The following is a 13373-nucleotide window of genomic DNA, read 5'->3' as shown; positions in this document are numbered from 1 at the left end:
TCTGGTGCATCTGCCGCCGTCTTCGCGAGCAAGCCCGCTCCCACAGGGGATCTGTGCCGGACACAGAAACGGCGGCTGTCGCCCAACTCTTGTGGGAGCGAGCCTGCTCGCGAAAGCGGTCTGTCAGCCTCCCTCTCTGGTGCATCTGCCGCCGTCTTCGCGAGCAAGCCCGCTCCCACAGGGGATCTGTACCGGACACAGAAACTGCCGCTATCCCCCATCAACTGTGGGAGCTGGCTTGCCAGCGATAGCGGCCTGTCTGCCGGCATCAATGTTGAATGTGCCGCCCTCATCGCTGGCAAGCCAGCTCCCACAAGGGATCGGGTATGAAGCCTGTGGTTATCATCGGCGCCGGCCCTGCTGGTATTCGTGCAGCGCAGACTTTGGTGGCACAGGGTGTACGCCCGGTGCTGCTGGACGAAGCCGCGCGCGGTGGTGGGCAGATTTATCGGCGCCAGCCGGCCAACTTCAAGCGTTCGCCGGTCAAGCTATATGGCTTCGAAGCGCGCAAGGCCAACGCCCTGCACCAGACCCTCGACACGCTGCGCGACCAGCTCGATTACCGCCCCGAAACCCTGGTGTGGAACGCCGAGGACGGCACCCTCGATACCTTGCAGGATGGCTGTGCCGGGCGATTGGAATTTTCCCGGGTGATTGTCGCCACTGGCGCCACCGACCGGATTCTGCCGGTTCCGGGCTGGACATTGCCCGGGGTCTATAGCCTCGGCGCGGCGCAGATCGCCTTGAAGTTCCAGGGTTGCGCCATCGGTGAGCGCGTGGTGTTCGCCGGCAGCGGGCCGTTGCTGTACCTGGTCGCTTATCAATACGCCAAGGCTGGTGCCAAGGTGATTGCGGTGCTCGACAGCTCGCCCTTCAGCGCCCAGGCCCGCGCCCTGCCCCACCTGTTGGCGCAACCGGCCACATTGGCCAAAGGCATCTATTACCGAGGCTGGCTGACCGCCCACGGCATACCGGTGCATCAGGGCGCAACCTTGAAACGGGTCGAGGGCGAACAACGTGCGCAAGCGCTGATCTGGTCCGATTCCAAAGGCGAATATCAACTGGACTGCGATGCCGTCGCCTTTGCCCATGGCCTGCGCAGTGAAACCCAACTCGCCGACCTGCTCGGTTGTGAATTCGCCTGGAACCCCCTCAACCGTGCCTGGCTGCCACAACGCGACGCCGCCGGGCGCAGCAGTGTTGCCCAGGTGTACCTGGCCGGTGACGGTGCCGGAATCATGGGCGCCGACGCCGCGGAAATGGCCGGCGAGCGCGCCGCGTTGGCGGTGCTCGAAGACATCGGTTACCTGATCGCGCCGCAACGCGCCGCTCACCTGGAACAAGCCCTCGAACGCATCGGTGATTTTCGTCAGGGTCTGGAACGCGCTTTTGTCTTCCCCGAAGAATGGGCGGCCGGCATCGCCGATGACGTCATGGTCTGCCGTTGCGAAGAAGTCCGTGCCGGCGACATTCGTGAGGTCGTGCGCGAGGGCCATTGGGAAATCAATCGGGTCAAGGCGCATTGCCGGATCGGCATGGGTCGTTGCCAGGGGCGGATGTGTGGCGCGGCCGCGGCGGAAATCATTGCCTGCCAGAGCCAGCGCGCCGTGTCCGAGATCGGCCGGCTGCGGGCCCAGGCACCGATCAAGCCGCTGCCCTTCGGCCTGGAGATTGAAGCATGATCGAAGTCGATGCAGTGATCATCGGCGGTGGCATCGTCGGTGCTTCGGCGGCGCTGTTCCTTGGCAAGGCCGGGCGTCGCGTAGTGCTACTGGAGCGGGATTTTTGCGGTTCGCACTCCAGCGGCGTGAACTATGGCGGCGTGCGTCGCCAGGGTCGTCCGCTGTCGCAACTGCCACTGTCGCAACGCTCCCACGCCATCTGGGCGCAACTGCCGCAGTTGATTGGCATCGACGGCGAGTACCAACGTAGCGGCCACCTGAAACTCGCCCGCAGTCCCGACGACTTTCGAGCCTTGCAAGACTATGCCACCAGCAGTCTGGGCTTCGGTCTCGATTTGCAGGTGCTTGATCGTGCCGAACTGCGGCGGCGTTTTCCATGGGTCGGTGAGGTGGCCGTGGGCGCTTCGTACTGCCCGGACGACGGCCATGCCAACCCGCGGTTGGTGTCCCCGGCCTTTGCCCGGGCGGCGCGGCGCCATGGTGTGCAGGTGCATGAGCAATGCGCGGTCACGGCCGTGGAACACGACGGCCAGCGCTTTCGCGTGCGCACCCAGACAGGCCTCGAGTTGCACGCGCCCTGGCTGTTGAACTGCGCCGGAGCCTGGGCCGGCAGCCTGGCCGCGCAATTCGGCGAGCCGGTGCCGATGCACTCCGGACACCCGGCGATGCTGGTCACCGAGCCGTTGCCGCTGGTGATGGATGCCAGCACCGGCGTCGAAGGCGGCGGCATCTATGCACGCCAGGTCGCACGCGGCAATTGCGTGCTGGGCGGCGGCCAGGGCTTTGCCCTCGACGACGCCCGTGCCCGCCCCGGCCAAGGCGCCGTGCTGGAAATCCTGCGTCAGGCGGTCGAGCTCTACCCGTTTCTGGAAGGCGCCCAGGCGATTCGCACCTGGAGCGGCACCGAAGGTTATCTGCCCGATCGCCAACCGGTGATCGGCCACAGCCGTACCCAGCCTGGTCTGTTGCATGCGTTCGGCTTTGCCGGCGCCGGTTTCCAGATCGGCCCGGCGGTGGGCCAGGCGCTCACCGAGATCATCTGTAGCGGCGCGTCAAAGACGCCGCTGGATGCGTTTTCCATCACCCGGTTTCACTCCATCTCCGTAGCTTGATAGAGGAAGGTCGCGCCAATGAAAAACCTCAAACGCAACGCACTGCTCGGTTTGTCCTGCATGAGCGCCCTGCTCACCATCACCCAGGCCCACGCCGAGCCGACGCTTTACCTGGGCATGAACGGCGGGACCATGGAACGGCTGTACGCCGACAAGGTGCTGCCGGCATTCGAAAAGGCCAACAACGTCAAAGTGGTGATCGTGCCCGGCACCTCCGCCGACATTTTGGCCAAAGTCCAGGCCAGCAAGGGCAACCCACAGATGCACGTGATGTTCCTTGACGACGGCATCATGTACCGCGCCATTGCCATGGGCCTGTGCGACAAACTTCAGGACAGCCCGCCCCTGGCGCAGATCCCGGCCAAGGGACGGATCAAGGATGAGGCGGTGGCTGTGAGCCTCGGTGTCACCGGCCTGGCCTACAACACACGCCTGTTCAAGGAGAAGGGTTGGAACGCGCCGACCTCATGGATGGACATGGCAGACCCGCGTTTCAAGGACAAACTGGTGTTCCAGTCGATGGCGTCTTCCACCTTCGGCCTGCATGGGTTCCTGATGTTCAACCGGATTCAGGGCGGCAGCGAAACCGATGTCGAACCGGGGTTCAAGGCCTGGCCAAACAGCGTCGGGCGTAACGTGCTGGAATACATTCCAAGCTCGGCGAAGATCTCCGAAATGCTTCAGACCGACGAAGCGGCGCTGTTTCCGCTGACCCCGACCCAGGTCACCGCGCTGAAGCTCAAGGGCATGCCGGTGGAATACGCCCAACCGAAAGAAGGCGCCGTGGTGCTCAACGTCGCCGAATGCGCCATCGCCAACAACACGCAGCCGGAACTGGCGCAAAAGCTCGCGGCGTTCCTGCTGACGCCCGAAGCGCAAGCGGCGGCGCTTGAGGATGGCGACCAGATCCCGTCCAACCCGAATACGCCGACCACCGATCGCACTCGCGGGCAGGTCGAGGCGATGAAGCAGTATCTGCAAACGGCGATTGCGGTGGATTGGGATCAGGTCAACGAACAACGACCGGCCTGGAATGCGCGGTGGAATCGCAGTATCGAGCGGTAGACCACTGATACCCCCTGTGGGAGCGAGCCTGCTCGCGAATGGGCCGTGTCAGTCGACTTCGATGCCGCAGGTCAGACCGCCTTCGCGAACAGGCTCGCTCCCACTCTTGATTTTCGCCAGGCACTGTCAGGTTTTGAATGACAACGCGAAGATCTATAGCGCTGCTGCGCTGGCTCGGCGCGCAACTGCCCGGACTTCGTATGGCCTTTACCTGTAAATACACCTATAGCAGCGCGAAATAAGCTGTACAGGCCGCAGTATTCTGTCTAATAAAGCCTTCAACCCATCGACACAACTGGAAGCAAATTACCCCCTCTGGTTACACTATGCCGCCGCGGCTCAAGCAGCCTGCCTGAAGAAAACGGGGTGACATCACAGTGGCCGTTCGACCGCCCAACCGTTCGCGACTTACACCGCGCTGGCCATCGCTGCGCCGCCTCTTCGACAAGGCCTCTACCGAACCCGCCAAGGGTGTTGCAAGCGGTCGGGTTATCCACGACTACTTTCACCACAAGGCCCACTCCCAGGGCTACACCCTCAGCCATAGCCAGCAACGCGTTATCGAGTGCATGGCGCAGCACGCCACGACTCTGCTGGGTGCCGGGGCGAAAACCCTGCCGGGGCTTTATCTGCACGGCGCGGTAGGCCGCGGCAAGAGCTGGCTGCTCGACGGCTTTTTCCAGGCTGTCCCCCTTGCGGAAAAACAACGCCTGCACTTCCACGAATTTTTTGCCCGATTGCATCAAGGGATGTTCCGTCATCGCGACCAGCCGGATGCACTGGCGACCACGCTTGATGAGTTGCTGCGCGATTGCCGGGTGCTGTGCTTCGACGAATTCCACGTCCACGACATCGGCGATGCGATGCTGATCACCCGGTTGTTCAAAGCCTTGTTCCGTCGCGGCATCCTGTTGCTGGTCACCTCCAACTACCCGCCGGAAGGCCTGCTACCCAACCCGCTGTACCACGCGCGCTTCAAGCCGGTGATTGATCTGATCAACGCGCGCATGCAGGTGATGGAAGTCGGTGGGCCGCACGACTATCGCAGCCAGGCCAGAACCCATGCACAACAACTGTTTACCCAGGGGCGGTATGTCTGGCCCGCCACGCAGGCACAACGTCAGGCCTCGAACCTGCCGCCCGCCGATGCACCGGCCATTGCCCTGCCGGTCGGCTCCCGCCATCTGCCTGCCCGATACTGCGAAGGACGCACCATCGGCTTCACGTTCAGCGATCTGTGCGACCACCCCACGGCGGTCATGGATTATCTGGAACTGTGCCGGCGCTTCGACCACTGGATCATCGAGCAACTGCCCAACCTGGCCGACTGTTCGATTGCCGCCCAGCAGCGCTTCATCAATCTGGTGGACGTTTTGTACGATCAGGACAAGCATCTGGTATTGCTCGGCCAACGCTCGTTGCGTGAAAGCCTGGACGGCGATGCCATCGACCTGGCGCGTACGCGCAGTCGGTTGGGGCAACTGGTGGAAATTCGGGAACCTTAAGTTCAGTGGTACCGTTGCGGCCCCCTTCGCGAGCAGGCGCTCCCACAGTTGACCGAGTTGTCCAGTCGAGCGCGGACTACTGTGGGAGCGAGCCTGCTCGCGAAGGGGGCCTGACAGACACCGAAGCTTTCCCGCTATCATGCCGCCCATTCATTCGACCGATAGCGAACCCCGTTCATGCACACCCTTGCACAACTGCGCGCCGGCACGCTGGCAGGCATCACTCGCCTGGACCTCAGTTGCGGCCTGACAGCGTTCCCCCGGGAAATCTTCGACCTGGCAGACACTCTGGAAGTGCTCAACCTCAGCGGCAACGCCTTGAGCAGCTTGCCGGATGACTTGCACCGCCTGACTCGACTGCGCGTGCTGTTTTGCTCCGACAACCAATTCACCGAACTGCCTGCCTGCGTGGGTCAATGCGCGGCGCTGACCATGGTCGGCTTCAAGGCCAACCGCATCGAACGCGTACCCGGGGAGGCGCTGCCGCCGTTGCTGCGCTGGTTGATCCTGACCGACAACCGTGTCAGCGAGCTGCCGACCGAACTGGGTGAACGCCCCTACCTGCAAAAACTCATGCTGGCGGGCAACCGCCTGGAGCGCTTGCCCGACAGTTTGCGTGACTGCCATCGGCTCGAGCTGATCCGTATCGCTGCCAACCACCTGACCACGTTGCCCGAATGGTTGCTGTGCCTGCCGAGCCTGACCTGGCTGGCCTACGCCGGTAACCCGCTGGAAACCGAAGCCGCCCTTGAAGCTACCGCGAGCATTCCCTGGTCGGCGCTGCACATGGCGCAAACACTGGGCGAAGGCGCTTCCGGAGTGATTCATCGGGCGACATGGACGCGACCAGGACAACCGGATACGCAGGTTGCCGTCAAACTCTACAAAGGCGAAATGACCAGCGATGGCTCGCCTTTGCATGAAATGAATGCCTGCATCACCGCCGGCGCACACCCCAACCTGATCCGCGTTGAAGGCCGGATCGTCGACCACCCGCAGCAAACAGCCGGGCTGGTCATGCAGTTGATCGAGCCGAGCTACCGCAACCTCGCCGGCCTGCCGAGCCTCGCATCCTGCAGTCGCGACGTTTACGCCGACGGTACCCGCTTCACTGCCGATGTCGCCCTGCGCATCGCCCGTGGCATCGCTTCGGTAGCTGGCCACTTGCACCACCAGGGCATTACTCACGGCGACCTCTATGGTCACAACATTCTGTGGAACGAGCACGGCGATTGTCTGCTGGGCGACTTTGGCGCGGCGTCTTTCCACGACACCGCGGACAACCTTGAAAGCCGCGCGCTGCAACGGATCGAAGTGAGGGCGTTCGGGGTTCTGCTGGGGGAATTACTGGAGCGGATCGATTCGGGGTTGAGCGAAGAACAGCGACTGGCGCTTGAGGATCTGCGGGAGCGTTGCTGTCAGCCGGATGTGCTGGCGCGGCCGGGGTTTGGCGAAGTTTTGCAACGACTTGATAGTCAGTGACTGCTTCGCGAGCAGGCTCGCTCCCACAGTAGATCCATGCCGGTCACACATTTTGTGTCCAACACGGAACCAGTGTGGGAGCGAGCCTGCTCGCGAAGGCGGTGTCACTGAAGCAACAAATTAACCCGCCAAACCGACAAACATGTCCTGCACGTCGTCATGGTTATCGAGGCCTTCGAGGAAGGCTTCGACTTCAGCCATCTGCTCGTCGCTCAGGCCGCTGACCGGGTTCTTCGGCTGGTAGCCCAGTTTGGCCGACAATACGGTGAAACCTTGCTCCGGCAGGGCTTTCTGTACCGCATCAAGGTCAGCAGGATCGGTCAGGAACAGGGTGGCGCCCTCTTCACCGGGTTCGAAATCCTGGGCGCCGGCTTCGATGGCGGCCATTTCCGGATCGGCGTCCGGGGTGTCCGGGGACGCTTCGATCATGCCGACATGGTTGAAATCCCAGGCCACCGAACCGGAAGCGCCCAACTGGCCCTTGCGGAACGCCACGCGGATTTCAGCAACGGTGCGGTTGATGTTGTCGGTTACGCATTCGACGATCAGCGGCACCTGATGTGGCGCGAAGCCTTCGTAGGTCACGCGATGGTATTGCACGGTTTCGCCCAGCAAACCCGCGCCTTTCTTGATGGCGCGATCCAGGGTTTCCTTGGGCATCGAAGCTTTCTTGGCCTGTTCAACCACCAGGCGCAGGTGTGCGTTGGTAGCGACATCAGCGCCATTGCGCGCAGCAATGGTGATTTCCTTTACCAGTTTGCCGAAGATCTTGCCCTTGGCATTGGCTGCCGCTTCTTTGTGTTTAACCTTCCACTGTGCGCCCATTACTCACTCTCTTGTCTATGGCGCCGAGACATCTATTGGCCGACGCATGGCGCCAAGTTTATACGGCCTAAAGTTGGCAATCGACCAAAAAATCATGACGTGCCCAGCGGTTCCCGGGATCGACATCTTCACCGACCGTTGTAGGGCGATTCTGAAACTTCGGTTTGCGATGACTATACAACGCTGCGGTTTCGTACCCTCTGCACCCGTACTCCATGGCAGAAGCATTCGATGCACAACGACAAGGAAAGTCCCTTCACCCTGACCCTCCTCGACGACAACTTGAGTTTGCAGGTGGTGCAGTTCAGCGGTCTTGAGGCCCTTAACCAGCCCTATCGATTCGACATCGAAGTACTCGGCCTGGCACCGGCCCTGCCCCTCGAACGCTTGCTGCAACAACCGGCACTCCTGAATCCGGGCCAGGGTCCGGGTTTTCATGGCGTGCTGCACAGCGTCAGCCGTGAACATCAAGGGCCGCACCGGATCCGCTACAAGCTGGTGCTGGTGCCCGCGTTGCAAGCGCTGGACCAGTACCGGGCCCGGCGGATCTTTAAACACCTCAGCGTGCCCATGATCCTGCGCCAGTTACTGGAGGAACATGACCTGCCCGACAGCAGCTATCGCTTTGAACTGGCGACCGGACAGTACCCGCTGCGGCCGTTTTGCATACAGTACGAGGAAACTGACCTGGCCCTGCTGCAACGGCTGTGCGAGGAAGAAGGCATTCACTATCACTTTGAGCATCATCGCGACGGTCATGTGCTGGTTTTCGCCGAAGACAGCCTGAGCTTCCCGCAGGAGCCGTTGCTAATGACGTTCAGCAGCGATACGCCCGCGGCAGACGGCCCACCGACCCTCAGCGAACTGTTCCAGCGTCATGATGCGCACTCCCCGTCCCTGCGACTGGACGCCAAGACCCGTGGCGCAGCGGTGTGCGACGACAGCGCGGCCAATCACCCCTTTGCTCCGGCAATACCACCCTTGCCCCGCCCCGCGATCGAACAGCGCCATCGCGATCAACTTGCCCGCCGGCATCTGGAACGCCTGCGTTGCCGACAGATGCAGATCCATGGCCAAAGCAATCACCCCGAACTACGCAGCGCCTGTATCGTCCAGGTAGCGGAACATCCGCTTTCAGGCTTCAACGATCAATGGCTGGTGACCCAGGCCCGGCATCAGGGGCAACAGAACTCGATTCTGGCGCCGGATACGCCCGGCACGCCGCCGCGTTACCGCAATCAGTTCACCGCCATCCCCTGGGCATCGGTGTTCCGCCCGGCACTCGAACAGACCAGGCCGGGGATCCCCGGTTATCAGCCTGCCCGGGTATGCGGCCCTGCCGGGCAACCGGCAATGCTGGATGACCGAGGCCGAATACAGGTCAGTCTGTGGCCCACGACTGACGCTGATCCCGAGGAACCCGGCGATCTGTGGGTACCGATAGCGCTGGCCTCGGCAGATAACAGCTTTGATCCGTCCGCCCTGCCATTGGCCGGCAGTGACGGGCTGGTCAGTTTCCTTGACGGCAACGCCGACCGGCCAGTGTTTTGCGCAAGCCTGGGGCAACGCCCTGCACCTCGACCTGTCCGCTCCCGGGTGCTGCAGGGCGAATCCCGCTTGCTGCTCGACTGGCTGATCGACCCGACGGACTCCGAGTCCTGACCGTCAGCCCTTGTCAGCCTTGCCGGCCGCCGCCGCGAACTTCGCCAGGCGCACGTCCAGGTGCCGTGGCCGACGCCCATGATCCTCGGCGCGCTCCTTGCGGCGGATGGCGTTGCGGACCATCAACGAACCGAGGTAACGAATCGGCTCCGGCGGGAAAAAACCCAGCGGCCCGTTCACCAGTGGCGAACGGGTCCACGGGTTGTCGAGCCCCAGGACCATCGAAGCGAGAATCTGTCCGCCCATATGGCACGGACCAACCCCGCTGCCGGAGTAGCCGAAACCGTAGAACACGTTGCCACTGGCACTCATTTGTCCGAAGAACGGCAGCCCCGTGACCGAACGATCCGACGGACCGTTCCAGGTCGCCTCGACCTTGACGTCGGCGAAGGCCGGGAAGAAATCCGCCAGGTTGCTTTGCAACAGGCCGGCATAAGGCGACGGCTGATCGAACACCGGCAATATGCGCCCGCCATAGGCGAAAGTGTTACCACCCTTGCCGAGCATGATCCGGCCGTCAGGCGTGTTGTGGTAGTAGTGCACGAAGATCCGAGAATCGAGCACCGTCACACCACTGGTCAAACCGATTTCATCGAGCAGGTCAGGCCGGGGTTCAGTGATCAGCATGTCGCTGGAAACGATCGCCACGCTGCGCTCGAACTGGGGGAATGCCCGGGCCATCCAGGCGTTCATCGCCAGCACCACCCGGTCCGCGCGAATGATGCCGCTCGCGGTTTGTATCCCCACCGGTTTGCCTTCCTCGAGCCCGGTCATGGCGGTGTTCTCATGAATTTTCACCCCCAGTTGCAGGGCCACTCGACGCAAGCCGCGCACCAGTTTCCCCGGCTGCACGCTGGCGGCCGCCGGAGAAAACCAGCCTTCCAGGTGCTTGCTGGAACCGGCCATGCGCTGCACATCGGCCAACGGCCGTTGGCTGAACGAATTGATGCCATTGCGTTCCAGCGCCGCAATCACGGCGTCGGTCGAGCCCACCTGGGCGCGGTTGGTCGCGGTATAGAGGGTACCGTCGAGACGATAATCGGCATCCACCGCGTACTGCTCGCAGAAGGCACCGATAGCGTGGATGCTGCGCTCTGATTCCTTGACCAGTCGCACGGCTTCTTCGACGCCGAACAGCCGCTCAAGGGTGAAATACTTGGCCGACCACGACAACGCACAACCACCGTTGCGCCCGCTGGCACCGGCGCCGCAGATGTCCGCTTCGATCAGCCGCACATCCAGTTCCGGGTTCTGCTCCTTGAGCATGATCGCGGTCCACAACCCGGTGTAGCCGCCGCCGACAATGCACACGTCGGCGCGAAAATCGCCTTGCAGTGGCGGACAGGTTTCGCACGTTTCAGCCTTCAGGGCCTGGTCCAGCCAAAAGGGTCTCATGGGATCGATCTCCGGTTCAGATGCCCACACAACAGCCCCGCACGCAGCAGGCCGCGAGGGGCGGGGTTCAGGTGCGCAGGGGTTTTACGGTCATCGGCCGGTTAGGCACGAACGGATAGTTGGTTTTCAGGCCGCCGGGACGGCTGTTCCAGTGCGGGATCAACACCAGCGCGGAGAACATCGCGCAGCCGGCGAAGACGATGAAGACGGTCACGGTGTCGAAGTAGCCCGGCAGCAGCCCGCCGAGAATCGCCCCGACCGAACCGCAGCCGTTGACGAAACCCGCTGCCGTGGCGCCGGCCTTGGCGGTGCCGAAATCGATGGCGGCCGCGCCGCTGATCATCGAATCCGGTCCGTAGAGCGTCAGGCCCATGACAAAGAGCAGCGCCACCACCAGCAACACGCTGCCGGTATTCAGCGCCCCCATGAACAACGCCAGTGACACCGTCAGCGCCAGCAGGCTGATCACGCAGGCCGGCATGCGGCGGGCGCCGAACAGTTTGTCCGAGGCCAGGCCGATCAGGATCGGCCCGAGCAACCCGGCCAGTTCGAACGCGGTGGGAATGATCGCCGCGCCCACCTTGCCCACCTGTGGCATCTGTTCGAAAACGATCACCGGCCCCCAGAGCAGAATCGCGTAGCGCGCCGGTTTCAACATGAAGTACGCCAGGCCCAGTACCAGCACGGTGCGGTTGCGCAGGATTTCCTTCAACGGCTCCAGGACGCTGATTTTGCTTTGGGTGTGCGCTTGTTCAGCGGTCAACTCGGGTTCCGGCTCCACGGCCGGCAAGCCCACGTCTTCGGGTTTGTTACGTTGAAAAATGAAGAACAGCACCGCGACAAATCCGACCACCGCCGCACTGGAAATGAACGCCGCGTGCCACGAACCGATCAGCGTGTACGCCCACCATCCGGCAAACGGCGAGGCCACCAGACCGCCAAAGGCGTAGCAGGAACTCCACAGACCCAGCACCTGCCCGCGCTGCTGGGCGGGAAAGAAACTGCCAAGGTTCTTGCACAGCCCCGACCATCCCGTGGATTGCGCCAGCCCCTGGATCAGCATGCAGGTGGCGAAGATCGGCAACGTGGCGAAACTGCCCATCACCAGCGCGGCGGCCGCAGAAATCAGCAACCCGCCGAGCACCACCACCCGCGGGCCGAAACGGTCGGCCAGAATGCCCCAGGTGAACTGGCCAATGGCGTAAGCGGTGAGGTAAATGGCGTCTAGGTTGGCCATGGCCATTTTGTCGAGGGTGAATGTCGGGTCTTCGCCGATCCCGAGCTTGGCCACGGAAAACGCTTTTCGGGTGAAGTAGAAAGCGGCGTAGGCGAGCCAGGTGATCGCGAAGATCTGCACGCGCCAACGCTTGATGGTGCCGATGTGCTTGTTCATTGTGGTTCTGACCTCAGGGTGTGAGTGTGCCGGCAGAATTGGAAGAAAACGCCTGTGTTTTTATTGTTGAGCACTGCGAAATCCCCTTGTCCCTCTGGGCGATTCCGGTCAGATGAGTCCTGCTGTTGCACGCACAGGCTCATGGCCATGAGCGACTGTTCGACTGCCCAGTCACCGCGGCTGAGGTGGATAAAAACAATTACTGATTAATAAGTGAAATCGATTTATCGTATTTCAAAAATAAGCTCAGCTTGTTACTGGAGGTTCGATGTCGGTTTCCCACGCCCAGCTCAAAGCCTTCCACGCCGTGGCCATCTACGGAAGCTTCACCAAAGCCGCTGAACGGCTGTTTCTCACGCAACCGGCGATTTCCGATCAGGTGCGCAAACTCGAAGAGCGCTACGGCGTGTTGTTGTTCCACCGCAACAAACGCTCGGTGCGCCTGACCGACCTGGGTGAGCGCTTGCTGGGTGTCACCCAGAAACTGTTCGTGATCGAGGCCGAGGCCCAGGAGCTGTTGCAGGACTCCCAGGCCTTGCAGACCGGCAGCCTGATTCTGGCGGTGGATGCGCCGGTGCATGTGCTACCGCAGATCGCCCGGTTCTGTGAACGCTACCCCGGCATCAGCGTGAAGATTGAAACCGGCAACACCGATGAGTCGTTGTTCCGGCTGTTCAACTACCAGGCTGACCTCGCGCTGCTGGGCCGGGAAGTCAGCGACGAACGCCTGATCTCCCTGCCGCTGCGCAACGATCCGATGGTGGCGTTCGTCTCACGCAATCACCCCTGGGCCGACCGCGAATCCATCTGCCTGGCGGACCTCGACGACACGCCGCTGGTATTGCGGGAAATCGGCTCGGTGACCCGCCAGACCCTGGAAGAAGAAATGGCCGGCGCCGGGTTTCGTATTCGCCCGGCCATTGAGGTTGAAGGTCGCGAAGCCGCGCGTGAGGCGGTGGTGGTGGGGATTGGCGTGGGGGTGGTCTCGGCTGCCGAATTCGGTGCCGATTCCAGGGTGTGCGCGTTGCCGATCACCGATTGCAAACGGCGGTTGACCGAGACGCTGGTGTGCTTGCGCGAGCAGAGTTCGCGGCGGATCGTGGCGACGTTTCTGGAGATGGTGCGCGAGAGTCTCATCTAAACCTGTGGCGAGGGAGCTTGCTCCCGTCCGGTTGCGCAGCAGTCGTGAAATCAAAACTGAGGTGCTCTCTGACAAACCTCACCTTCCGATTTTTGACCGCTTCTCGCTCGA

General features: G+C 62.3%; 10 protein-coding genes. 7 read left to right on the top strand and 3 right to left on the bottom strand.

From position 1 onward, the window contains the following. Window positions 1-326: 326 nt before the first annotated feature. The 5 genes from ACW9HW_RS24835 to ACW9HW_RS24815 all read left to right on the top strand — a co-directional run bounded on the left by ACW9HW_RS24835 (window position 327) and on the right by ACW9HW_RS24815 (window position 6846). The gene (locus tag ACW9HW_RS24835; protein WP_457402021.1) at window positions 327-1682 is read left to right on the top strand and encodes an FAD-dependent oxidoreductase; all 1356 of its coding nucleotides are present in this window, start codon (window positions 327-329) and stop codon (window positions 1680-1682) included. Then, window positions 1679-2794 (top strand): NAD(P)/FAD-dependent oxidoreductase, encoded by a 1116-nt coding sequence (locus ACW9HW_RS24830; RefSeq protein ID WP_457402020.1) that lies wholly within the window; start codon window positions 1679-1681, stop codon window positions 2792-2794. Before ACW9HW_RS24835 ends, ACW9HW_RS24830 begins: the two co-directional genes overlap by 4 nt. A gap of 18 nt (window positions 2795-2812) precedes the next feature. Further along, window positions 2813-3859, top strand: a complete 1047-nt coding sequence (locus tag ACW9HW_RS24825) for an ABC transporter substrate-binding protein (RefSeq protein WP_457402019.1) — start codon at window positions 2813-2815, stop codon at window positions 3857-3859. Window positions 3860-4236: 377 nt separating this feature from the next. Continuing rightward, complete coding sequence (gene zapE / locus ACW9HW_RS24820) at window positions 4237-5364, top strand: cell division protein ZapE (protein WP_457402018.1); 1128 nt, start codon at window positions 4237-4239, stop codon at window positions 5362-5364. Between the two features lie 177 nt (window positions 5365-5541). Next, window positions 5542-6846, top strand: coding sequence for a leucine-rich repeat-containing protein kinase family protein (locus ACW9HW_RS24815; RefSeq protein WP_457402017.1), 1305 nt, complete (start codon window positions 5542-5544; stop codon window positions 6844-6846). Window positions 6847-6966: 120 nt separating this feature from the next. On the opposite strand, the gene ACW9HW_RS24810 is transcribed toward ACW9HW_RS24815, so the two are convergent. Next, window positions 6967-7671 carry a YebC/PmpR family DNA-binding transcriptional regulator gene (locus ACW9HW_RS24810; RefSeq protein ID WP_095192775.1) on the bottom strand — a complete coding sequence of 235 codons (705 nt, stop codon included), beginning with the start codon at window positions 7669-7671 and terminating at the stop codon, window positions 6967-6969. A gap of 231 nt (window positions 7672-7902) precedes the next feature. Here ACW9HW_RS24810 and ACW9HW_RS24805 point away from each other — a divergent pair, with 231 nt between their 5' ends. After that, window positions 7903-9333 carry a type VI secretion system Vgr family protein gene (locus tag ACW9HW_RS24805; protein ID WP_457402016.1) on the top strand — a complete coding sequence of 477 codons (1431 nt, stop codon included), beginning with the start codon at window positions 7903-7905 and terminating at the stop codon, window positions 9331-9333. A 3-nt stretch (window positions 9334-9336) separates the two neighbouring features. On the opposite strand, the gene ACW9HW_RS24800 is transcribed toward ACW9HW_RS24805, so the two are convergent. Continuing rightward, complete coding sequence (locus tag ACW9HW_RS24800) at window positions 9337-10728, bottom strand: FAD-dependent oxidoreductase (RefSeq protein WP_457402015.1); 1392 nt, start codon at window positions 10726-10728, stop codon at window positions 9337-9339. 67 nt (window positions 10729-10795) lie between these two features. After that, window positions 10796-12121 (bottom strand): MFS transporter, encoded by a 1326-nt coding sequence (locus ACW9HW_RS24795; RefSeq protein WP_457402014.1) that lies wholly within the window; start codon window positions 12119-12121, stop codon window positions 10796-10798. Window positions 12122-12389: 268 nt separating this feature from the next. On the opposite strand from ACW9HW_RS24795, the gene ACW9HW_RS24790 reads away from it, so the two are divergent. Next, complete coding sequence (locus ACW9HW_RS24790; RefSeq protein WP_457402013.1) at window positions 12390-13262, top strand: LysR family transcriptional regulator; 873 nt, start codon at window positions 12390-12392, stop codon at window positions 13260-13262. The last annotated feature ends 111 nt before the right edge of the window (window positions 13263-13373 follow it).

The sequence above is a fragment of the Pseudomonas sp. SDO5532_S415 genome, from assembly GCF_054071155.1.
The sequence above is the reverse complement of the archived record's forward strand: the minus strand, read 5'-3'. Positions and strand labels throughout refer to the sequence as shown.